The 22,297-nt window shown below is 69.3% G+C and carries 23 protein-coding genes and 1 riboswitch; of the genes, 21 read left to right on the top strand and 2 right to left on the bottom strand.

The window, feature by feature from the left end:
- Positions 1 to 20: 20 nt before the first annotated feature.
- Positions 21 to 1,043 (bottom strand): amidohydrolase family protein, encoded by a 1,023-nt coding sequence (locus AB0L59_RS27600; RefSeq protein WP_365588704.1) that lies wholly within the window; start codon positions 1,041 to 1,043, stop codon positions 21 to 23.
- Between the two features lie 399 nt (positions 1,044 to 1,442).
- On the opposite strand from AB0L59_RS27600, the gene AB0L59_RS27595 reads away from it, so the two are divergent.
- On the top strand, positions 1,443 to 1,769 hold the full coding sequence (locus AB0L59_RS27595) for a putative quinol monooxygenase (RefSeq protein ID WP_365588701.1): 327 nt from the start codon (positions 1,443 to 1,445) through the stop codon (positions 1,767 to 1,769).
- 114 nt (positions 1,770 to 1,883) lie between these two features.
- Entirely contained in the window at positions 1,884 to 2,369 is a 486-nt protein-coding gene (locus tag AB0L59_RS27590; protein ID WP_365588820.1) for a hypothetical protein, read from the top strand.
- A 538-nt stretch (positions 2,370 to 2,907) separates the two neighbouring features.
- Here AB0L59_RS27590 and AB0L59_RS27585 read toward each other — a convergent pair.
- On the bottom strand, positions 2,908 to 3,405 hold the full coding sequence (locus tag AB0L59_RS27585; protein WP_365588699.1) for a GNAT family N-acetyltransferase: 498 nt from the start codon (positions 3,403 to 3,405) through the stop codon (positions 2,908 to 2,910).
- Between the two features lie 140 nt (positions 3,406 to 3,545).
- Between AB0L59_RS27585 and AB0L59_RS27580 the strand changes: the two genes are divergently transcribed.
- The 19 genes from AB0L59_RS27580 (at position 3,546) to ssuE (ending at position 22,294) form a co-directional block, all read left to right on the top strand.
- Positions 3,546 to 4,376 carry a class I SAM-dependent methyltransferase gene (locus AB0L59_RS27580; RefSeq protein ID WP_365588697.1) on the top strand — a complete coding sequence of 277 codons (831 nt, stop codon included), beginning with the start codon at positions 3,546 to 3,548 and terminating at the stop codon, positions 4,374 to 4,376.
- A gap of 1,079 nt (positions 4,377 to 5,455) precedes the next feature.
- The gene (locus AB0L59_RS27575; protein ID WP_365588694.1) at positions 5,456 to 6,352 is read left to right on the top strand and encodes a TauD/TfdA family dioxygenase; all 897 of its coding nucleotides are present in this window, start codon (positions 5,456 to 5,458) and stop codon (positions 6,350 to 6,352) included.
- On the top strand, positions 6,349 to 7,242 hold the full coding sequence (locus AB0L59_RS27570; protein ID WP_365588692.1) for an ABC transporter permease: 894 nt from the start codon (positions 6,349 to 6,351) through the stop codon (positions 7,240 to 7,242). The genes AB0L59_RS27575 and AB0L59_RS27570 overlap by 4 nt, the downstream gene beginning before the upstream one ends.
- Positions 7,239 to 7,970: an ABC transporter ATP-binding protein gene (locus AB0L59_RS27565; protein ID WP_365588689.1), complete on the top strand. Its 732-nt coding sequence runs from the start codon at positions 7,239 to 7,241 to the stop codon at positions 7,968 to 7,970. The genes AB0L59_RS27570 and AB0L59_RS27565 overlap by 4 nt, the downstream gene beginning before the upstream one ends.
- A 144-nt stretch (positions 7,971 to 8,114) precedes the next feature.
- A complete protein-coding gene (locus AB0L59_RS27560; RefSeq protein WP_365588686.1) occupies positions 8,115 to 9,071 on the top strand; it encodes an aliphatic sulfonate ABC transporter substrate-binding protein in 957 nt (318 codons plus the stop codon).
- Positions 9,068 to 10,396 carry an LLM class flavin-dependent oxidoreductase gene (locus tag AB0L59_RS27555; protein ID WP_365588683.1) on the top strand — a complete coding sequence of 443 codons (1,329 nt, stop codon included), beginning with the start codon at positions 9,068 to 9,070 and terminating at the stop codon, positions 10,394 to 10,396. The genes AB0L59_RS27560 and AB0L59_RS27555 overlap by 4 nt, the downstream gene beginning before the upstream one ends.
- A 156-nt stretch (positions 10,397 to 10,552) precedes the next feature.
- Positions 10,553 to 11,086 carry a ferredoxin family protein gene (locus AB0L59_RS27550; protein ID WP_365588680.1) on the top strand — a complete coding sequence of 178 codons (534 nt, stop codon included), beginning with the start codon at positions 10,553 to 10,555 and terminating at the stop codon, positions 11,084 to 11,086.
- A 175-nt stretch (positions 11,087 to 11,261) separates the two neighbouring features.
- Positions 11,262 to 11,372: a putative leader peptide gene (locus tag AB0L59_RS27545; protein ID WP_365232358.1), complete on the top strand. Its 111-nt coding sequence runs from the start codon at positions 11,262 to 11,264 to the stop codon at positions 11,370 to 11,372.
- A 132-nt stretch (positions 11,373 to 11,504) separates the two neighbouring features.
- Positions 11,505 to 12,368, top strand: a complete 864-nt coding sequence (locus AB0L59_RS27540; RefSeq protein ID WP_365588677.1) for a glutathione S-transferase C-terminal domain-containing protein — start codon at positions 11,505 to 11,507, stop codon at positions 12,366 to 12,368.
- 65 nt (positions 12,369 to 12,433) lie between these two features.
- Positions 12,434 to 12,542: riboswitch (SAM riboswitch) on the top strand.
- Between the two features lie 324 nt (positions 12,543 to 12,866).
- Positions 12,867 to 13,847, top strand: coding sequence for an amino acid ABC transporter permease (locus tag AB0L59_RS27535; protein ID WP_365588674.1), 981 nt, complete (start codon positions 12,867 to 12,869; stop codon positions 13,845 to 13,847).
- Positions 13,844 to 14,641: an amino acid ABC transporter ATP-binding protein gene (locus tag AB0L59_RS27530; protein WP_365588672.1), complete on the top strand. Its 798-nt coding sequence runs from the start codon at positions 13,844 to 13,846 to the stop codon at positions 14,639 to 14,641. The genes AB0L59_RS27535 and AB0L59_RS27530 overlap by 4 nt, the downstream gene beginning before the upstream one ends.
- 64 nt (positions 14,642 to 14,705) lie before the next feature.
- Entirely contained in the window at positions 14,706 to 15,734 is a 1,029-nt protein-coding gene (locus AB0L59_RS27525; protein ID WP_365588669.1) for an ABC transporter substrate-binding protein, read from the top strand.
- An 87-nt stretch (positions 15,735 to 15,821) separates the two neighbouring features.
- Positions 15,822 to 16,547 (top strand): GNAT family N-acetyltransferase, encoded by a 726-nt coding sequence (locus tag AB0L59_RS27520; RefSeq protein WP_365588667.1) that lies wholly within the window; start codon positions 15,822 to 15,824, stop codon positions 16,545 to 16,547.
- A gap of 59 nt (positions 16,548 to 16,606) precedes the next feature.
- Positions 16,607 to 16,693 carry a putative leader peptide gene (locus AB0L59_RS27515; RefSeq protein WP_319193969.1) on the top strand — a complete coding sequence of 29 codons (87 nt, stop codon included), beginning with the start codon at positions 16,607 to 16,609 and terminating at the stop codon, positions 16,691 to 16,693.
- Between the two features lie 76 nt (positions 16,694 to 16,769).
- Entirely contained in the window at positions 16,770 to 17,978 is a 1,209-nt protein-coding gene (locus tag AB0L59_RS27510) for an LLM class flavin-dependent oxidoreductase (RefSeq protein ID WP_365588665.1), read from the top strand.
- Between the two features lie 22 nt (positions 17,979 to 18,000).
- On the top strand, positions 18,001 to 19,377 hold the full coding sequence (locus AB0L59_RS27505) for an NtaA/DmoA family FMN-dependent monooxygenase (RefSeq protein WP_365588663.1): 1,377 nt from the start codon (positions 18,001 to 18,003) through the stop codon (positions 19,375 to 19,377).
- Positions 19,374 to 20,465, top strand: coding sequence for an LLM class flavin-dependent oxidoreductase (locus AB0L59_RS27500; protein ID WP_365588660.1), 1,092 nt, complete (start codon positions 19,374 to 19,376; stop codon positions 20,463 to 20,465). The genes AB0L59_RS27505 and AB0L59_RS27500 overlap by 4 nt, the downstream gene beginning before the upstream one ends.
- Positions 20,458 to 21,603, top strand: coding sequence for an LLM class flavin-dependent oxidoreductase (locus tag AB0L59_RS27495; RefSeq protein WP_365588657.1), 1,146 nt, complete (start codon positions 20,458 to 20,460; stop codon positions 21,601 to 21,603). The genes AB0L59_RS27500 and AB0L59_RS27495 overlap by 8 nt, the downstream gene beginning before the upstream one ends.
- A gap of 136 nt (positions 21,604 to 21,739) precedes the next feature.
- Complete coding sequence (gene ssuE, locus AB0L59_RS27490) at positions 21,740 to 22,294, top strand: NADPH-dependent FMN reductase (RefSeq protein WP_365588655.1); 555 nt, start codon at positions 21,740 to 21,742, stop codon at positions 22,292 to 22,294.
- Positions 22,295 to 22,297 lie beyond the last annotated feature (3 nt).

Here is a 22,297-nt window from a genome sequence, read left to right as displayed (position 1 = left end):
ACTATCCCCGTAAGGTCCTTTCACAGCCCGAACAGCGATGCCGCGTTGTCGTGGCATACGGCACGCAGCCACTCCTGTCCGAGATCCAGGCGCTCCAGGGCGTGGAGCTGGTGCGCGTAGGGGTAGGGGATGTTGGGGAAGTCGGAGCCGAGCAGAACGCGGTCGCCAAGTCCGGCGAGCCGGGGCAGGGCATGGCGGGGGAACGGCATGAAGTCCTCGGTGAAGTCGGTGAACGCCATCGTCGTGTCGAGTCGTACCTGGTCGTACCGTTCGGCAAGGCCGAGGAACTCCTCGTACTCGGGCATCCCCAGATGCGCCACGACCAGCCGCAGCTTCGGGTGCCGCGCCAGTACGCGCGCGATCGGTTCGGGACCGGTGTGCTTGCCGGGCGCGGGCCCGGACCCGCAGTGGATCACCACGGGAATCCGCGCTTCGGCCAACAACCCCCAGGCCGGCTGGAGAAGTTCGTCGGCCGGATCGTAGCTCCCCACCTGTACATGCGCTTTGAACACCCGCGCGCCCGCTTCCACGGCCTCGCGAACATACGTCTCGACACCCGGCTCGGGGTGGAGGGTCGCGGTGTGCAGACAGTCGGGGGTACGGCGGGCGAAGTCGACCGCCCATCCGTTCAGCCACCGGGCCATACCGGGCTTGTGCGGGTAGAGCATCGCGGTGAAGGCCCGGACGCCGAACTCCTGGAGGAGGGCCGTGCGTTCGGCCTCACCCCTCCGGTAGGAGATGGGCCACTCGATGCCCCCGATCAGGGGTCCGCTCGTGTCGAAGTAGTCCCAGACCTTGTGCAGGACACGCTCGGGCATGAAGTGCGTGTGGACGTCGACCAGCCCGGGCAGGCCGAGTCGGCGCCAGAAAGAACGGACCTCATCGGCCTGTTCGCCGCTCGAAGTCACGCCCTCGTCCAGGCTACCTGGCGCACCCGTGGCCGCACGCGGCCTTGGTGATCCGGCACTGTGTGCGAGGCCGCGGGCGTGCTCGGGTTCGATGGAGCCGGCAGGGTCGGGGGGTGCCTTGCGGTGATGGTCCATGCCACCCACGATGGGCCTTGGTGAGGGAGCGGGTCCACCTCTGGCCGCAGTGGCGGGTGAGGGATGCGTCACCGGGGCCGCGGCGGTGAGGTGCCGCACGCGGCCTTCGCCTCCGGGCCCTGACGATCGGGGTCGAGGCCCAGGCGGCCTGCCCGTTGCGCCGGCAGGCGGTGGCGACGGTTCTCCCATCGGTGTCAGGGGTGCCGCCGGCGCCCGTGTCCGTTGTGGCTGGGAAGAGCAACCGAACGGCTGCGACGACGTCGGCGCTTCGCGTCACCGGGGAGGGACCGACCTGGTCGGCGGCTGCCTGGACAGGATCGATGGCGTCGCACGTCAGCGTGCGGTGGGCGCCCGGCGTTCTACGATGGGTGAAGATCAAATGCGATCAAGGAGCGTTAAATGATCTTTATCACGGCCAAGTTCCGGATCAAGCCGGAATATGCGGACAGGTGGCCCGAGATCGCGCGCGAGTTCACGGAGGCCACTCGCGGTGAGCCCGGCTGCCTGTGGTTCGATTGGTCGCGCAGCCTCGACGATCCGACCGAGTATGTGCTCGTCGAGGCGTTCCGGGACGGTGACGCCGGTGCCGCGCATGTCCAGTCCGACCACTTCAAGTCGGCACAGCAGGCCCTGCCACCTCACTTGGCCGAGACCCCGCGAATCGTCAACGCGGTCCTGGACCAGGATGACTGGTCCCTGCTCGGCGAAATGGCCGTGCAGGGCTGACGGGATCACGGTGTCTGACGCTGCGGGCGGTGGCCGGCATGGTGTCGGCCGCCGCCTGGCGGAAGGGCTTCAGGTTCGGGTGCGTGGACAGTCGCGTGGCGTCGGCCGGTCGCGTTGCCCGAGACCCCTCGCTTCGCGGCAGGCGGCGGGGTGCTTGCCCTCGCCGTCGCCCTTGACGGCCTTCAGGCCCACGGCACCGTGACTGGTGTTGACCTTGCCGAAGATCGAGTCGGCACCCGAGTAATTGCCGTGGATGAACGTGCTCTGGTCGGTCAGTCGCACGATCTGCTGTTGTTCCGCCCGGTCGCCGTGAAGGCGCTCCGGCCGGAACTGGCGGCCGATGCCGAACGCTGGGCGCGTTTCCGCCGTGAGGTCGTCTCGGTGGCCCTGTTGGGCCACCCGTCCGTCGGCGCCGTCTACGACGCGGGCGAGGACACGATCGACGGCCACCTCGTCCCGTATCTCGTGATGGACTACGTCAAGGGCAACACGCTGCTCTTCATCTCGCTGCGCCTCGTTGATCCACTCGGTGACGACGGCGGGGTCGGCCGGCGTCCAGGGCTGCCTGGTAGCGGGCGAGTCGCTGCTCGCATTCCTTGATCGTCTGGCGTGCTTGAGCCTGTTCGGTGGTCTGGGGCTCTGCGGTGCTCGCTGCGGCGCTCGCGTGGGGGAGCGCTTCGATGGATCTGTTGCGCTTTGAGCGGGGATTGCTTCTTCCAGGTGATTGGCGGGGTGTGCGTCGAGCTTCTGTTGCGCAGCGGTACGCCGCCGACCTCGCGGAGCTGCGGGCGTACGGCGCCGCGGACAGCGCGGTGCGCAGCGCCCACCAGACCGAGACCGCCGCATTCTGGCTGGGCTTATCCCTCAGCCCCTGCACCGAGCCGCTGCGGGTGGCGCTCTCGCGCACGGACCAGGGGATCGCCGGGCAGGCGCGGCTGGTCGCGCTCTTCCGCGCCCGGGGTGACCAGGACGTACACCGCCTGGAAGCAGCTCTCGGACGAGAACGCGGACGCCCGGTCTTCTCCGGTATCCACACCCGGTCGGCCGACGAGGCGGGGATCACGCTCGGCACGAACGTGGCACGGTACGTCCTGCAGAACGAAAGCCCGTTGATCTTCAGGGCTCACCGGCGAGTACTTCAGGCCCTGGCTGGCTTGTCCAAGGAGTACACCGCGACCGGATTCCCGAACAGCATGTCCTCGCGCAGGGGAGCGAAGCCAAGCCGTTCCGCCACCCGCACCGAGGCGGTGTTCCCAGGACGAATCATCGAGATGAAGTAGTCCACGTCCAAGGTCGTGAACCCCCATGCCAGACACGCACGGGCTGCTTCGGTCGCATAGCCATGGCCCCATGTCTCGGCCTTCAGCGTCCAGCCGAGTTCCACCTCGTCGAAGATCTTCCAGTAGTTCAGCCCCACCCGGCCGATGAACTCTCCGCTGGACTTCAGCTCAACGGCACACAACCCGTGACCCCGTTCGGCCCACTGCTGTTCCACCGAGGCCAGCCGTTCCGACGCTTGCTGGTGCGAGTAGGCGCCGACGAACCGGTTCACCCGCTCATCGGCATGGAGCGAAACGAAGGCGCCGACGTCCTCGACGCGAAGAGGCCGAAGTAAGAGTCGTTCCGTCTCGATCACCCGACCAGCCTATCCACACCGCCATCGTCACACCCGGCCATGTCCCCGGCCGTCAACTCAGGACTCCGCGGTGCTGGATCGAGCGGAGGGCGACTCACAGGCCGCCGCCTGGTGAAGCAGGCCCGTGGGAGCGTTGCCGCATGGCCAACGAGGTGAGTTTCCAACCAGACCTGTATCAGGGCACCGCCACCTACTACGACCGCTTCCGGCTTTCCTACCCTGACGCGATGCTCACCGACCTGAGCCGCCGCACGTCCCCATCCGGGCATGGACGTCTGCTGGAGCTGGCCTGTGGCACCGGCCAGCTCGCCTTCCCGCTACGCGACCGGTTCGCGGATGTCTGGGCAGTGGACGCTGAATTCGACATGACGCACGTGATTCGCGCCAAGGCAGCCGCCACCATGGACACGGCCCACTTCCGGGCCATTACCGCCGAAGCCGAGGAATTGGACGTGGAGGCGGGAAGCGTCGAACTGATCGTCATCGGCAACGCCTTCCACCGCCTCCGCCGTGACCTGGTCGCCCGACGTGCCCTCACTTGGCTCGAACCCGGCGGTTACCTGGCCCTCTGCTGGTCGACGAGCCCATGGGCCGGTCCTTTGGCCTGGCAGCAGGCATTCGAAAGTCTCTTGCGCAGGTGGCAGGAGACCCTGGGCGCAACGAGCCGGATTCCGCCCGGCGCTGAGCAACCGCGACAGGCGGACCCCGACCAGTACGTGCTCTCCCGCGCCGGCTTTGCTCCCGCCGAACGGCACCAGTTCACGGCCGAGCATCACTGGACGATCGTCGAACTCGCCGGGCACGTCCGCTCGACATCTTTTCTGCCCCCGTCTGTGCTCGCGGACCGCGCCCCTGCCTTCGATGTCGACCTCATGACCGGACTCGGCCCGTACGCGATCGACGGCCGCCTGACAGAAACGGTCAGCTTCGCCTACGACCTGGCCCGCAAGCCCGCCCCGGCCACCGCCTGACCGACCGCCGCCCACGGTGGCCTCCTGGCGTCGGCGTGGTGTTCAGCACGCAATACACGTTCACCCGAGGTTCGAGAACACCTACTGGCCGCCACGGTCAGATGCTCGCCGCCCACGGTGATCACCACAAGGTCGATGCCATCGGGCGCCGCCGCGCCCAACCGCCGGATGAACGTGGGGAATCGGTCGCCGGGCACGACCACCGAGGCGAAGCCCAGCTCGGTGCGCAGCCGGTCGAGTCGGCTGCGGCCACCAGCGCGTGCTCGTGCCTCCCGAGCAGGTGCGTGACGGCGTCTCCCGGTTGCAGTGGGCTGCCCGCGGCGACGACCCCGCCGACGGCCGGGCCGAACGTGGATCGGCGGTAGCGGTACCGCCTCGGGCTTTCCTCCGATCACGGTGCGCAGCCTGGGGAAGACAAGAAAGTACCGGGCTCGGACGAAGACTTGCCCGGGCCGGGCGCTGGCAGCGGCCGTGCGGCAACGGCGAAATGCTCAGGACCGGGCAGCCCCTCAGGGACGCAGACGAGCCGGACCTCACGGGTGGCGGAGGGCAGGGAAACGGCCATGGGAGGCTCTTGATCGGGGGAAGCGGGCCGAGCGCGGACGCCCCCGGCCGGCGGGGGCGCGCAGACGCTAGCCCATGACGCGCACGTCAGGGGCAGGTGTCCGCAATGCAAGACCTGTCCGGAAAGTTATTGACCGACGTGGTGGACCTCTGCTGAACTCCCGTCTTATGAACCCGCGCGTGGACCTCACTCGGCGGCGCCACATCGATCTGGCGCACGTCTCCAGCGCGTTTTGTTGTCGCTGACGCGGCAAGGGATCGTCGTATCCACCTCCTGAGGGCTCCCCTCTCCTGTCATCTCCCTCTCGTATGAGCCGGGAGCCTGTTCGCGCTCGCCGACGAGGCCGCTGAGAACGCGGCTGTAGCGGTCCTGCGGCCACGCGTCTTTTCTCCGGCCGGCCCAGTCCGGTGTTCCGCGTGGTCGACCAGTCCTGCTCAGTACCCGATCCCCTTCACTCGACTCCCCGTTCCCCAGCACCCCTTGGCGTGCCCATCTGCCCGGGAGGGATCCCCTCATGCCTCCGTCCATCCGAAAGCTCACCGGCCGCATCGGCGCGGTCGTCGAGGACGTCGACCTCGCGGCGCCACCCGACCTCTCGACAGTCACGACGCTCCGAGACGCCCTCAACGCGCACAAGGCGATCGTGTTCGACGACGTGCAGCTCGACAACGCCGGTCAGGAGCGCGTGGCCGGGTGGTTCGGCGAACTCACCACCGCCCACCCGAACGTGCCGGCCGCCGACGGCACGACGCATGTCCTCGCCGTCGACAGCGCGACGTCCAAGGCCAACGAGTGGCACACGGACGTCACCTTCGTGGTCAACCCGCCGCAGCTCACCACGCTCCGGTCCATCGTGACCACGCCCTACGGCGGCGAGACGCTCATCGCCAACGCCGCCGCGGCCTACCGCGACCTCCCCGAACCGCTGCGCGTCCTCGCGGACACGCTGCGCGTCGTGCACACCAACCAGTTCGACTACGCCCGCCCCGCAGCCACGACGGCGCAGCGACAGGAGTACGACCGGGCCTTCGTCTCGACCCCCTACGAGGCTGAGCACCCGGTCGTGCGAGTCCATCCCCTAACGGGCGAACGCGGGCTGTTCATCGGCGGGTTCGCCAAGCGGATCGTCGGCCTGTCGAGCAGCGACTCGGCCGATCTGCTGCGCATCCTCCAGTCGTATGTGACCCGTCCGGAGAACATCCTGATCTGGACGTGGTCCCCGAACCAGCTGCTGATCTTCGACAACCGGATCACCCAGCACTACGCGGTGGACAACTACGACGACCACCCGCGCCGCCTCAACCGGGTGACGATCGCAGGAGAGGTGCCGACCGGTGTCGACGGCCGCCGCAGCGAGCAACTGGTCGGCGATGCCTCGCACTACAGCAGCGTGCTGGCGGTGGCGGCATGACCGAGCTCAGCCTCAAGGCGCCTGCCGTCACCAAGGACCCGGACGCCGAGACGACGAGCGCGCGGGAACGCGAGGTGTTCCTGCCGCGCGACGCCCGCCGCCGGACGCTGCTCAGCAAACTGGGCGAGCGCCTGCGCTGGCCGCTGGGCATCTACACGACTCCGGTCGCGATCCTCGTCGCCTGGGAGATCCTCGCCCGGGCCGGAGCGGTGTCGAAGACCTACGCCCCCGCGCCGACGTCGATCGTGAAGTCCGCCGCCGATCTGTGGCAACAGGGTGTCCTCGGGCCGGACTTGGCCATCTCGCTGCAGCGGGCCGGTATCGGTCTCGCGATCGGTCTGACAGTGGGCATCGTCAGCGGGGTGCTCGGCGGACTGCTACGCAGCGGTGAGTACCTGTTCAACGGCTTGGTACAGGTGCTGAACACGATCCCGCTCCTCGCAGTGCTGCCGCTGATGATCGTGTGGTTCGGCATCGACGAGCTCACGAAGGTGCTGCTGATCTCCTTCGGCGCCGGTGTCCCGATGTACCTCAACCTGTTCGCCGCGATACGGGGCGTCGACCAGCGGCTGATCGAGATGGCGCGCACGACGGGCGCCGGCACCTGGCGTCTGGTGACGCGCGTGCTGGTGCCCGGAGCCCTGCCGGGGTTCCTGGTGGGCCTCCGGTTCTCCCTCGCGTACAGCGTCCTGGGCCTGGTCGCCGCGGAAACGGTCAACGCGGACAAGGGACTTGGCTTTCTCATCACTCAGGGGCAGACGTATCTCCAGACCAACCAGGTCTTCGTGGGGCTGGTGATCTATTCGCTCCTCGGTCTGCTCGCCGACCAGTTCGTCCGGGCTCTCGAGCGGGTGCTGCTGCGCTGGCGACCCAGTTATGAGGCGTCATGAGCAGCACGATTGCGACGGAGCCCCGTCGCCAGACCGGGGTCGTCGTCGAGCAGGCGGTCCGTAGGTTCGGTGACCGAGTGGTGCTCGACCACCTCGACCTCACCATCGCCGACGAGGAGTTGGTGATCCTTCTCGGTCCTTCGGGCTGCGGCAAGAGCACCCTGCTGCGGCTGCTCGCCGGACTGGACCGGCCCGACGGCGGGCGCGTGGAGGTCCCGGCGCGGCGTGCGATCGTCTTCCAGGCCGACCGGCTGCTGCCGTGGCAGCGGGTACTGCGCAATGTCACGCTCGGCCTGCACGGGTCCGACGCGGAGCAGCGGGCCCGCGACGTGCTCGCCGAGGTCGGCCTCGCGGGCCGCGAGAAGGCATGGCCCAAGGAGCTCTCCGGCGGCGAGGCCCAGCGGGTCTCACTCGCGCGGGCGCTGGTCTCCGAGCCCGAACTCGTGTTGCTCGACGAGCCGTTCGCCGCCCTTGACGCGATCACACGGCTGCGCATGCACGACCTCGTACGCGCGCTGCGGACCAGGCATCAGGCGGCCATGCTGCTCGTCACCCACGACGTCGACGAGGCGATCGCCCTGGCGGACCGCATCGTTGTCATGAGCAACGGCGGCATCGGTACCTCGCACGATGTGCACCTCACCGCCGCGGACCGCGAGGCGAGCGTCGCACGCGAGGAACTGCGCGCCCGGCTCCTGGAAGACCTCGGCCTGGCCGGCCGGCACTGACTGTCCGAACCCCTTCACCCAGCACAGAAAGCACGACAACCCATGCGAAAGAGAACCACGAGACTCATCGGCGCAGTCGGCTCGCTCGCTCTGGCGAGTACCCTCGTCGCCTGCGGAGGATCGTCGTCGGACACCGCCGCGCCGTTGAGCAACGCTGCCGACACGAGTGATGCCAAGCACCCCGAGTGGAGCAAGTACACCTTCACCATCGGCGACAACGGCGGTGACGGCAGCCAGGAGCTGGCGAAGGTCACCGGCGTGTTCGACAGCGCGCCTTACAAGGTGAAGTTCGCCCGGTTCACCTACGGTCCGCCGCTGGTGCAGGCCGCCGCCTCGGGCGACATCGACCTCGGCAGCGTCGGCGACGTACCGCCGATCACCGGCGCCGCGAAGGAGTACGGCTTCAAGGTCGTCGCCGTCAACCGCTCGCTCACGCCCACCCAGTCGAACGAGAACATCATTGTGCCGAAGGGCTCGCAGCTGAAGACCGCCGCCGACCTCAAGGGCAAGAAGATCGCTGTCCCGCAGGGCAGTTCGGCCCACGGTCTGGCCCTGAACGCGTTGAAAAGCGTCGGTCTCACGCCCAAGGACGTGAAGCTGGTCTTCCTCGACCCGGCGGCCGGCGCCACGGCGTTCAACACCGGGAAAGTGGACGCTTGGTCGATCTGGAACCCGCAGTCGGCGATCGCGGTCAAGAACGGCGCGCGGATCCTGGTGAAGGGCCTCCCGCCGATCGACCAGACGAGCAGTTACTACGTCGCGAGCGACACGTCGCTGAAAGACAAGACCAAGCGTGCGGCTCTGACGGACGTCCTGAAGAGGCTGTCGCGAGAGTTCGCCTGGGCCGTCAAGAACCCCGACAAATACGCGCAGGCGTTGTCGAAGGAGCAGGGCATCCCGCTGGACGACGCCAAGGCGTCCCTGGCCGCCTACTCGAACCGGGTGACTCCGGTGGAGAAGGCGGACATCGAGCTGGAGCAGAAGCTCGCCGACGCCTTCCTGGAGGCGGGCCAGATCACCAAGAAGGTCGACGTCCCGTCGAGCGTCGACAACCTCCTCCCGGCCGGTTACGACAGCTCGAAGCTGAAGGTCACCTCATGAGTGCGGGACGACGGCAACTCCACCTCAACGCCTTCCTCATGGAGGCGGGCCACCACGAGGCAGCGTGGCGGCTGCCGCACAGCAATCCCCGCGCGGACTTCGACCTACGGCACTGGATCGAGCTGGCGCAGCTGGCCGAGAGCGCCAAGTTCGACTCCCTGTTCCTCGCGGACGGCCCAGCCCTCATCGGCACCGGCGAGTTCCGGCCCCCGGGCCAGCTCGAGCCGCTGACGCTGCTGACCGCGCTGTCCCAGGCGACCAGCAGGATCGGCCTCATCGCCACCGTGTCGTCGACGTACAACGAGCCGTACAACCTCGCCCGCCGGCTCGCGTCCGTCGACCACGTCAGCGGCGGCCGCGCCGGCTGGAACATCGTCACCTCTGCGGGCGCCGACGAGGCGGCCAACTTCGGCCTCGACGACCGCCCCGGTCACGCCGAGCGCTACGCTCGCGCCGACGAGTTCCTGAAGGTTGCCAAGGCGCTGTGGGACAGCTGGGAGTACGAGGCCGTCGTCGCGGACCGGACCAAGGGACGTTACGCCGACCCTGCGCGGCTGCACCGGCTCGGCCATGAGGGCAGGTACTTCAAGGTGGCCGGCCCGCTCAACGTCGAGCGTCCGCCGCAGGGTTACCCGCTGCTGGTCCAGGCGGGCTCCTCGGAGGACGGCAAGGACTTCGCGGCACGGCACGCCGAGGCGATCTTCACTGCGCACACGACGTACGAGCGTGCGGCCGGCTTCTACGCCGACATCAAGGCACGGACCAGGGCCGCGGGGCGGGACCCGGACGGCGTCATCGTCCTGCCGGGCATCGTCCCGTACATCGGCTCGACCGAGGAGGAGGCCCGGGCGCTTGCGCGACAGTTCGATGAGCTGCGCGTCCCGGAGTACGGGCTGCGTCAGCTGGCCGGGGTGTTCGAGACCGAGCCGTCGGTCTTCGAACTCGACGCTCCGCTACCGGAGTTCATCCTGGCGAGGCCGAAGCTGGAGGGCTCGCAGAGCCGTTCCGACCTGATCACCGATCTCGCGGTGAGCGAGCACCTGACGGTTCGGCAGGTCATCTCCCGGCTCGGGGGCGGACGCGGTCACTTCGAGTTCGTGGGCACGCCCGAGCAGGTGGCGGACACGATTATCGCCTGGTTCGAGGGCGGTGCGGCGGACGGTTTCAACATCATGGCTCCCGCGCTGCCGTCGGGCCTTTCGGCCTTCGTCGAGCACGTGCTGCCGATCCTGCGCGGCAAGGGGTTGTTCCGCGAGGAGTACGAAGGCACGACCCTGCGTGAGCACTACGGGCTCCCGGTGCCTGCGAACCAGTTCCATGGCTGACCCGCATTCCGGCCCTGATCCGTTTCCCACGGCCGGCCCGCTTCCCGTGGCTGACCCGCTCGCGACTCCCGCCGCTTCCACTTCCCGAAGCGGCGGGAGTCCGCCCGCGCTGCGGGTCGAGGGCTTGCGCAAGACGTACGAGGACGGCTTCACCGGGTGGCCGGGCTCGACCCGGAGATACCGGATGGCGCGTTCTGCGGGCTGCTCGGCGAACCGGACCGCTGCATCGTCTGCGACCGGTGCATCGAGGTGTGCCCGACGCGCGTCTTCGACCGCGGTGCCGACGGCGTTCCGGTGATCGCGAGACAGGACAGCTGCCAGACCTGCTTCCAGTGCGAGGCGTACTGCCCGACCGACGCGCTGTTCGTCGCCCCACTGGTGACCGCGGTCGCTCCCGGCGCGCGATTCCGTGATGTGACAGAGCTCGAGGAATCCGGTCTGCTCGGCGGATACCGGCGTGAGCTCGGCTGGGGCAGGGGAAGGACGCTCGGTGCCCGCATTGCGGTCGGACCGGAGTATCCGGACCGACCAGGGTCTGGGTCGTCGCAGGATCAATGCCCAGACTCCTTTGCCCGGCCGAGGACGCTGGGCACCGACCCCGAAGAACGACTTGTCGCACGCCGCTCAGACGCTCCGCAAACGGGGACAAGGGATCGCAGGTTCACCACCTGTCGTCCCGGTGGTGCGTGACGTCCCGACGAGACCATCGCCGCATCCCGATGGTTGCAGTGGAAAACGTGTGGTGACTGTGTCGAGCGGGGCCGCCGTCCATCGGGCCGTCCGCGATGCGGGACGGCCCTCTTGACGACGATGTCGGTCGGATCGACACTCACCAACGGAATCCTAGTGATTGGGTAGGGAACATATGAGGCGCTTGGAGCCGGTCACCGCACGCGTGAGCCGTTCGCCTCTGCTGACCTCCCGCCGTCACATCGATCTGCTGCGTGTCTGCAGCGCGATCAACCCCCAGGGCTGAGCCGCGCCCATCCCGTGCCGGCGGCGCCCCGCGAGCGGGGCTCACGCGTCCGACGCGCACGGATGAGCCCCGCTCCCTCGACCGACGTCGCTTCCGCCGCGCGTACGTCCGCGCCCGCTCCCGGGGAGAGTCATGACCGTCACACCGTTGGCCGCCCACGCCTCCGACCGACCCGCGCCCGCCTTCCGGGGCCGGATCGGCCGAGACGCGCGCAGCGGCCACTACGCCGTTCCCGGCCGATACCGCCTCCATCTGTCGACCGCCTGTCCCGACGGCCTGCGCATCGCCATCACCCACGGCCTGCTCGGCCTGGACACCGTCTGTCCGGCCACCTTCCTGCCGGCCGTCCCCGACTGCCCCGAGGGCGGCCACTCGGCCCTGCGGCCGCTGTACGAGGCCGGCGCCCACCGGTACACCGGTCCGGCCGTCGCTCCGGTGCTCAGCGACGAATGGTCCGGGCGGATCGTGAGCACCCATGCCCCGGACATCATGCGCGACCTCGACCGCCGGTTTGGCGGTGACCGTCTCTCGCTCTACCCGTGCGGCGCGGAGTCGGAGATCGAGGCGGTCGAGCGGATGTGCGCGCAGGGCATCGAGGAGGCCGCGCAGCGCGCCGGATCGGCCGGTGGCGAGCCGGTGGAACGTGACCTGGCCCTGAGCGCGCTGCTGGAAACGCTCGGCGCCCTCGACCGCTGGCTCGTCGGCCGCACGTATATGATCCGCGACGAAATCACCGCCGCGGACGTCGAGTTGTGGGTCGCGGTGGTCCATCTCGACACCGTGCACCGCAACCACCTGGATGCCGCCGCGGTCCAGCGCGTCGCCGACCACCCAGTGCTGTGGGCCTACGCCCGACGCCTGACCGCCCACGCCGCGTTCGGCGCCTACCTCGACCTCGACGGCATCGAGCGCCGTCATGACGCCCGCTGCCATGGACTGGAGGCTGCCGGAGCAGCCGTCCAGATCCTGGACTGGGCGGCACACGCGGCCGGTTAGCCGTTCCACCTGGTGGACCGGCATTGACATTCGTTCGGGCAATTGTCTTAACTACGGCCCTGAACGGTCATGAGTGTCAGCGACAAGCCCTGGCTAGCTGGCCGGCAACCCTCGCGCCGCGGTGGGGTGCCCCAGGTGACGACCGGACCGAAGACGTTTCGGTAAGCGCGAGGCCCACAGGGCCGGAACAGTGATGGTGACGCCATGTACGCAGCTCCCAGGACGGCCGCACGCCGCTCCCAGGGCTGCGTACGGCCGTACGCGAACCTGCTCGTCACCGATCGTGCTGTCGATCTGCTCCGCGTGAACAGCGCACTGTGTACCGCACCGGGCTGTGCCCGCTGTCGGGGCTGACCTCTCCCCGCAGCCCCCGCGTTTCCTGACGAACACCGCCCGTGCGGTGTGCCGTTGTCCTCCCTGTCCCCGGTACCCCGCCGTCGTGTGCGCCCCCGCATGCCGCCGCGCTTCCGGGGTGTTCCCACCCAGCCGGAGCCCACCATGAGTGAACCCCCTGGCGCCACCGTCACCCTCCCCGAGGCGCCGACCTCCGACGAACCGTCGAAAGCCCTCACCGCCCAGCGCGTGCTGCCGTTGCGGCGGCCAGGACGCTGGATCGCCACCGCGGTTGTGTTGGTCCTGGTCGCCCAGTTCGTGCACGGACTGGTGACCAACCCCTTCTACCAGTGGGACCGCTGGGGCTACTGGTTCCTGCGCCCCACCATCCTCGACGGCTTGCTGATCACGCTTCAAGTCACCGCCTACAGCGCGGTGCTGGGCCTGATCGGCGGCATCGTGCTCGCTCTGGCCCGGCTGTCGAGGAGCCCCGTGCTGCGCGCGGTCAGCTGGACCTACGTCTGGGCGCTGCGTTCCGTCCCGCTCATCGTGGTGCTGATCTTCCTCTACAACTTCAGTGCCCTGTACAAGACGTTGAGCGTCGGCGTGCCCTTCGGTCCGGCCTTCATCTCCTTCGACGAGTCGAAGCTCGCCACCGACATGGTCGTCGCCGTCATCGGCCTCAGCCTCAACGAGGCCGCCTACGCGGCCGAGGTGGTCCGCGGCGGCATCCTCTCCGTCGACCAGGGCCAGCATGAGGCGGCAGCGGCGCTCGGCCTGCCGAAGGGCTACCAGTTCCGGAAGATCGTCTTCCCACAGGCGCTGCGCTCGATCGTCCCGAACTACGTCAACCAGCTCATCGGCCTGATCAAGGGGACCTCGCTGGTCTTCTACGTCTCCCTGCTCGACCTGTTCGGCTCCGCGCAGACGATGGGCTCCACCTATCCCGGCGACATAGTGCCGCTGCTGCTGGTCGTCACCGTCTGGTACCTGATCCTGACCAGTGTCGTCTCCGTCATCCAGTTCTACGTCGAGCGGCACTACGCCCGCGGTGCCACCCGCAGCCTGCCGCCGACACCGCTGCAGAAGCTCCGCACCGGGCTCACCGACCTGCGGGCCCGCATCCGCCGGGAGGCCGCCGTATGACCGCCGGAACGATCGAGGCCCTGGCGGACGTCGAGGCCGCCACCGTCGAGGTCCACGACGTGCACAAGTGGTACGGCACCCACCGGGTGCTGGACGGCGTCGACCTCACCGTCCGCCCCGGCGAGGTCACCGTGATCCTCGGCCCTTCGGGCTCCGGCAAGTCCACCCTGCTGCGGGTCATCAACCACCTGGAGAAGCCCGAGATCGGCCACGTCAGCATCAACGGCGAGCTGATCGGCGTACGAAGGCAGGGCGACCGGCTGAAGGAGCTCAGCGAGCGGGCGATCCTCACCCAGCGCGGACGGATCGGCTTCGTCTTCCAGAACTTCAACCTCTTCCCGCACCTGACCGTCCTGGACAACGTGGCCGCCGCCCCGGTCGCCACCGGCCGGCTCGGCAGGACCGAGGCCCGGGAACTCGCCCGTGAACTCCTCGGCCGGGTGGGCCTGGCCGACAGGACCGGCGCCTACCCGCGCCAGCTCTCCGGCGGCCAGCAGCAGCGCGTCGCCATCGCCCGCGCCCTCGCGCTGCGCCCCGGCGTCATCCTCTTCGACGAGCCCACCTCCGCCCTCGACCCCGAACTGGTCGGCGAGGTCCTCGCCGTCATCAAGGACCTTGCGACCAGCGGCACCACTCTCGTCATCGTCACCCACGAGATCGGCTTCGCCCGCGAGATCGCCGACCGGGTCGTCTTCATCGACGGCGGCAGGGTCGTCGAGCAGGGCCCGCCCTCCGAGGTCCTCGACAACCCGCGGCACGAGCGGACCAGGGACTTCCTCAGCAAGGTCCTCTGACCCGCCGAGCCCTTCAGATGTCCCCCCACGCCACCCTCATCACCTCCAGCGACAAGGAACGGCCATGCCCACCCAGTTCACCCGACGCAGCCTGATTCGCGGCATCACGGCGGCGACCGCCGTCGCCTCCCTGGCCACCGGGCTCGCCGCCTGCGGTGGCAACAGCGACGCGGCCACCACCACCCAGGCCGCCGCCAAGTCCGGCGAGGTCGTCATCGGCCAGGTCTCCAACGGCGCCGCCCAGCAGACCTCCATCAAGGTCTCCGAGGTCAAGTCCATCAGAGCCGAACTGCCCGCCGCCGTCCGGAAGAGCGGCAAGCTGGAGATCGGCATCGGCGCCCTGCCGGCCGGCTTCCCGCCGCTGGCGTACGTGGGCAGCGACCAGAAGACCCTCACCGGCGCCGAGCCCGACTTCGGCCGCCTGGTCGCCGCGGTCCTCGGCCTCGAGCCCGAGGTGAAGAACTCCACCTGGGAGAACCTCTTCGTCGGCATCGACAGCGGCAAGGTCGACGTGGCCTTCTCCAACGTCACCGACACCGAGGAACGCAAGAAGAAGTACGAGTTCGCCTCCTACCGCCAGGACAACCTCGCCTTCACCGTGCCGAAGAAGAGCACCTGGAACTTCGACGGCAACTACGAGAACCTCGCCGGCAAGACGGTCTCCGTGGGCTCCGGCACCAACCAGGAGAAGATCCTCCTGGAGTGGAAGGCCAAGCTGGCCGAGGAGGGCAAGAAGCTCACCGTCAAGTACTTCCAGGACACCAACAGCGTCTACCTCGCCCTGTCCAGCGGCAAGATCGACGCCTACTTCGGCCCCAACCCCGGCATCGCGTACCACAACCGCCAGGTCGCGACCACTCCCAACGCCACGCGTACGGCGGGCACTTACTCCGGCGCCGGCGCGAATCTGCAGGGCCTGATCGCGGCCACCGCGAAGAAGGGCAGCGGCCTGGCCAAGCCGCTCGCCGACGCCATCAACCACCTGATCGAGAACGGTCAGTACGCCCAGTGGCTCAAGGCCTACAACCTCTCCAATGAGGCCGTCGCCAAGTCCGAGGTCAACCCGCCCGGACTGCCGCTCGACAACTCCTGACCACCGCGTGCCGGGGACTCCGCCGCCGCCCCGCGGTGGAGTCCCCGCGCCGGACAACCCGAGCCGCACACCGGAGACCGCCACACCATGTCCGTCATCGCCCTCGACGCCAGTTCGTCGCACATCCTGGACAACCCCGCCTGGGCAGCCCTCACCGGCCCGCACGCCTCCTTCGCCGAACGCGTCGGCCACGCCGTCCGCTACCAGCAGGACGTGGCGCCCTTCCACGCCCTCTTCGACGAGGACGACCCGCGCGCCTGGGCCGACCTCGCCGCACTCGTCGGCCCCGGCGGCACCGCCGCGGTGCGGGGCGTGACCGAGGCGGCGGAGGGATGGGAGGTCGTGCGCACCGGACACGGCGTCCAACTCGTGGACACCGCCCTGCGCGCCGAGCCCGACCCCGAGGCCGTACGGCTCGGCCCCGACGACGTGCCCGAGATCCTGGACCTGGTCGCCCGCACCGAGCCGGGCCCTTATCTGCCCCGCACCGTCGAGCTGGGCACCTACCTCGGCATCCGTCACCAGGGCCGGCTGATCGCCCTGGCCGGCGAGCGGTTGCACCCCCCGGGCTGGACGGAGATCAGCGCCGTGTGCACCGACCCCGCCCACCGCGGCCGGGGCCTGGCCACCCGTCTGGTCCGCGCTGTCGCCGCCGGCATCAAGGAGCGCGGCGAACGTCCCTTCCTGCACGCCGCGGCCGGCAACGCGAACGCGATCCGGCTGTACGAGTCGATCGGGTTCACCCTGCGCCGCCGTACCGTCTTCTCGCTCGTCCGGCACACCGGGGCCGCCGCGCTGGAAGAAACGGCATAGCCGTGCCGTTGTCCTTGTCGAAGGCGAGTGCCCGGCCCACCCGGACGGAGGTGCGACACATGACACGTGTGCTCCGTGCCGTCCGCCTCCACTCCCGGCCCCACATCGACCTCCAGCGCGTGGCCGGCTCCCTCTGTAGCTCCTGACCCCGTTTCCCAGCCGCCGTGCGCCCCGCCTCCCGCGGGCCGGCGATCTCGTACGGACCTCCAGGAAGGCACCTCCGTGTCCTCAACACCCGCTTCCCAACTGCACCTTGCCGTCGCCCTCGACGGGACCGGCTGGCACCCCGCCTCCTGGCGCGAGCAAGACGCCCGTCCCCGGGACCTGTTCACCGCCGGCTACTGGGCCGACCTGGTCGCCGAGGCCGAGCGCGGCCTGCTCGACTTCGTCACCCTCGAGGACGGACTCGGCCTGCAGTCCTCGCACTACGGCGAGCTCGACGGCCGCACCGACCAGGTCCGCGGCCGCCTCGACGCCGTCCTGACCGCCTCCCGCATCGCCCCCCTCACCCGGCACATCGGCCTGGTCCCGACCGTGATCACCACCCACACCGAGCCGTTCCACATCTCCAAGGCGATCGCCACCCTCGACTACGTCAGCACCGGACGCGCGGGCCTGCGCGTACAGATCAGCGCCCGCCCGCACGAGGCCGACCACTTCGGCCGCCGCACCTTCCCGCCGCTGAGCCTGGAGGAGTTGCGGACCCCGGCCGGTCAGGAGCGGCTCGCCGACCACTTCGACGAGGCCGCCGACCACGTCGAGGTCGTGCGCCGGCTCTGGGACAGCTGGGAGGACGACGCCGAGATCCGCGACGTCGCCACCGGCCGCTTCATCGACCGCGACAAGCTGCACTACATCGACTTCGAGGGCAGCCACTTCAGCGTCAAGGGCCCCTCCATCACCCCGCGTCCGCCGCAGGGCCAGCCGCTGGTCACCGCCCTCGCCCACCAGACCGTGCTCTACCGGCTGGTGGCCCGCCAGGCCGACGTCGGCTACGTCACCCCGCGGGACGCCCCGGACGCCCGGGCGATCGTCGCCGAGATCCGCGCTGAGCAGGAGGCGGCCGGGCGCGCCGGTGAACTCGTGCACGTCTTCGGTGACCTGGTGGTCTTCCTCGACGACGAGCAGGCCGCCGCGGAGGACCGCCGCGCACGTCTCGACGCCCTCGCGGGGGAGCCGTACACAGGTGATGCCCGTGTCTTCGCCGGTACGCCCGCGCAACTTGCTGATCTGCTGCAGGAGTTGGCCGCTGAGGGCCTGACCGGGTTCCGGCTGCGGCCCGCCGTCGCCGGGCACGACCTGCCCGCCGTCACCCGCGGCCTGGTCCCCGAACTCCAGCGCCGGGGCGTCTTCCGCACCGCCTACGAGGCCGACACCCTGCGCGGCCTGCTGGGCCTCGCCCGCCCCGCCAACCGCTACGCCGCCGTCTGAGCCGGAAGGACCCCGCACCGACATGACCAGCAAGCCGCTGAAGCAGATCCATCTGGCCGCGCACTTCCCGGGCGTCAACAACACCACCGTGTGGAGCGACCCGAAGGCCGGCAGCCACATCGAGTTCAGCTCCTTCGCGCACTTCGCGCGAACCGCCGAACGCGCCAAGTTCGACTTCCTGTTCCTCGCCGAGGGCCTGCGCCTGCGCGAACAGGGCGGGAAGATATACGACCTGGACGTGGTCGGACGGCCCGACACCTTCACGGTCCTCGCCGCGCTCGCCGCCGTCACCGAGCACCTCGGCCTGACCGGCACCATCAACTCCACCTTCAACGAGCCCTACGAGGTGGCCCGCCAGTTCGCCAGCCTCGACCACCTCTCCGGCGGCCGCTCCGCCTGGAACGTCGTCACCTCCTGGGACGCCTTCACCGGCGAGAACTTCCGCCGCGGCGGCTTCCTCCCGCAGAAGGAGCGCTACTCCCGGGCCAAGGAGTTCCTGGCCACCGCGAACGAACTCTTCGACTCCTGGCACGGCGACGAGATTGTCGCCGACCAGGCCACGGGCGTCTTCCTGCGGGACGCGAAGGCTGGCTCCTTCGTCCACTCCGGTCAACACTTCGACATCCACGGTCAGTTCAACGTCCCGCGCTCCCCTCAAGGCCGTCCCGTCATCTTCCAGGCCGGCGACTCCGAGGAGGGCCGCGAGTTCGCCGCCTCCTCCGCCGACGCCGTCTTCAGCCGGTACGCCACCCTGACGGACGGCCAGGCCTTCTACACGGACGTCAAGAACCGCCTCGCCAAGTACGGCCGCCGCCACGACCAGTTGCTGATCCTGCCCGCCGCCTCCTTCGCACTCGCCGACACCGACGCGGAGGCGGAGGAACTCGCCAGGGAGGTACGCCGCCAGCAGGTCAGCGGGGCCACCGCCCTCAAGCACCTGGAGTTCGTCTGGAACCGGGACCTGTCCTCCTACGACCCGGAAGGCCCGCTACCCGACATCGACCCGGACGTCAGCGACAACCACATCTCCAAGGGCCGCGCCCAGGTGCGGATGTACCGCGACCCGCTGGCCACCGCCCGCGAGTGGCGCGAGCTGGCAGCCGCCAACAACTGGTCCATCCGCGACCTGGTCATCAACACCGGCAACCGGCAGACCTTCGTCGGCTCCCCGGCCACCATCGCCCGGACCATCAACGACTACGTCCAGGCCGACGCCAGCGACGGCTTCATCCTCGTCCCGCACATCACCCCCACCGGCCTCGACGACTTCGCCGACAAGGTCGTCCCGCTGCTGCAGGAACAAGGTGTCTTCCGCACCGACTACGAGGGCCCCACCCTCCGCCACCACCTCGGCCTTGCCCACCCGGACGAGGCGTCCGACGAGCGGGCGGCGTCGTGAAGTTCCTCGCCATCACGCTCATCGTGCACCGCCCGGACCCCATCACCGGGGTGCAGAAGCCCACTCACGACCGGTTCCGCGAGGTCCTCGACAACGCCCTGCTCACCGAGGAGCTGGGCTTCGACGGCTTCGGCGTGGGGGAGCGCCACGAGCGGCCGTTCCTCTCCTCGTCCCCGACCGTCGTACTCAGCCATGTGGCTGCCCTGACCAAGCGGATCCGCCTGTTCACGGCCGTGACGACGCTCAGCCTGCTGGACCCGGTCCGCGCGTACGAGGACTACGCCACGCTCGACCATCTCTCGGGCGGCCGCCTGGACCTGATCATAGGCAAGGGCAACGGCGCCGCTCAGCGCGACCTGTTCGACGTCACGCCCGAGGACCAGTGGGACCGCAACGCCGAGAGCTACGAGGTCTTCCGGAAGGTCTGGCGCCAGGACAAGGTCACCGCCGACACCCGTTTCCGCCCACCGCTGACCGACGCCGAGGTGTGGCCACGGCCGTACCAGCAGCCGGTCCGGGTCTGGCACGGCAGCGCCACCAGCAAGGAGTCGGTCGACCTCGCCGCTCGCTACGGCGACCCGCTGTTCTCCGCGAACGTCACCAACCCCATCGAGCCGTATGCCGAGTTGATCCGCCACTACCGTGAGCGCTGGGAGTTCTACGGCCACGACCCGGCCAACCTCGCGGTCGGCGCCGGGACGGCTGCCATCTACGTGGCCCCCACCTCTCAGGAGGCGCTGGCCGGGTACCGGCCGATCTTCGAGTCCAACCTGGCGTTCTTCAAGAAGGCCGGCCTGCCGGTCGTGTTCGAGACCCTGGAGGACTTCGTCGAACGCAGCTCCGCTCTGATCGGCAGCCCGCAACAGGTCATCGACAAGGTGCACCGCTACCACGAACAGTTCGGCCACACGGTGGTGCACGTGCATGCCGACGCGAGCGGGCTGACGGAGTCCCAGCACCGTGCCTCGCTCGAGCTGTTCCAGTCCGAGGCCGCCCCCGTGCTGCGTCGGGAGATCCCGGATCCGCCGTTCGCCTGGGGCCCCGTGCTTCCGGCATCACCGCTCACGCAGGAGTCCGCCCGTGTCTAACATCTCGCTCGGCGTTCTCGACCTGGCCCCGATCCCGTCCGGCTCGACGGCAGCCGATGCCCTGCGCAACTCCATCGACCTCGCCCGGCAGGCAGAACGCTTCGGGTATGCCCGCTATTGGTTCGCAGAGCACCACCTCAATCCTGGTGTGGCCGGCACGTCACCCGCCGTCGTCCTGGCTCTGACCGCATCCGCCACCTCCACCATCCGACTCGGTTCCGGGGCCGTGCAGCTCGGGCACCGCACGGCGCTGTCCACCGTGGAGGAGTTCGGCCTGCTCGACGCGCTGCATCCGGGCCGCTTCGATCTGGGCCTGGGCCGCTCAGGCGGCCGCCCGCCGGGACAGCCGGCTACACCCTTGCCGACGGCGACCCCGGTCGTCGACGGTCGTACCCCGAACGGCCTGCTGATCCCACCGCGCTTCTCCTTCGAGCATCTGCTCGGCTCACCCCGCATCGCGCTGCAGCGCAGGCTGCTCTTGCTACCGGGAGCCGAGTCGCAGGACTACGCCGAGCAGATCGGCGACATCCTCGCCCTGCTGGCAGGCACCTACCGTTCCCCGGAGGGTGTCGAGGCGCACGTCGTGCCGGGCGAGGGCGCCGACGTGGAGGTGTGGATCCTGGGCAGCAGCGGTGGTCAGAGTGCCTCAGTCGCGGGCCGCAACGGTCTGCGGTTCGCGGCGAACTACCACGTCAGCCCGGCCACGGTCCTGGAGGCGGTGGAGGGCTACCGGTCCTTCTTCCAGCCCTCCGAGTTCCTCGAAAAGCCGTACGTCAGCGTCTCGGCGGACGTCGTCGTCGCAGAGGACGACGCAACGGCCCGTGAACTCGCCACCGGCTACGGCCCGTGGGTGCGCAGCATCCGTACCGCCGAGGGTGCCATCGAGTTCCCGACGCCGGAGGAAGCGCGCGCCCACACATGGACCGACGAGGACCGGGCCCTCGTCCAGGACCGCCTCGACACCCAGTTCGTCGGCTCGCCGGACCGGGTCGCCGACCAGTTGGAACAACTGCAGGAGGCCACGGGCGCGGACGAGTTGCTCATCACGACGATCACTCACGACCACACGGACCGGGTCCGGTCGTACGAACTGCTCGCGGAGGAATGGCGTCGACGGGGGCACTCCTTCCAGCAGTGAAGGCCCGCGCCACTGCCGCATCCGAGGGCCTGGACCGTTTCTGGCGCAACGTCCGCACCCGCACCCTCCACGACCCTGTCGCCTGCAAGCGGCGTCTCCCCGGCAGAGGCGCCCCCTTCTCCCTGAAAGAGGACCCATGGCCACTGTCCTGTCCGTCTCCGGCAGCCCTTCCGCCTCCTCCCGCACCAACCGCCTCCTGCGCCACCTGGACCAGCGACTGATCGCTCAGGGGCACGACGTCGTTCCGCTCGACGTTCGCACCATCCCCGCCGAGGCCCTGCTCGGCGCGGACTTCCGGCATCCGGCGATCGTCGAGGCCACCGCGTTGTTCGCGAGCGCCGACGGCGTCGTCGTAGGAACACCCGTCTACAAAGCGTCGTACTCCGGAGTCCTCAAGGCGCTCCTCGACCTGCTCCCGCAGTACGCACTCACCGGAAAGACGGTCCTCCCTCTCGCGACCGGCGGCTCCACCGCGCATGTCCTCGCCATCGACTACGCTCTGCGTCCGGTCCTCAACTCCATGGGTGCCGCGCACATCGTGCAGGGCTGGTTCACCCTCGACAAGGACATCACCGCCCACGACGACGGCTCGATCACTGTCGCACCGGCCGCCGCCGAGGCCCTCACCCAGGTCGTCGACCATTTCTCGCTGGCGCTGGGCCGTACCCCGCTGCTGGCCGCGGCGAGCTGAAAC

Origin of the sequence: Streptomyces sp. NPDC052109 (genome assembly GCF_040680195.1) — a bacterium.
In the GTDB taxonomy this organism is placed as follows: domain Bacteria; phylum Actinomycetota; class Actinomycetes; order Streptomycetales; family Streptomycetaceae; genus Streptomyces.
This window is presented reverse-complemented; position numbering and strand designations above follow the sequence as displayed.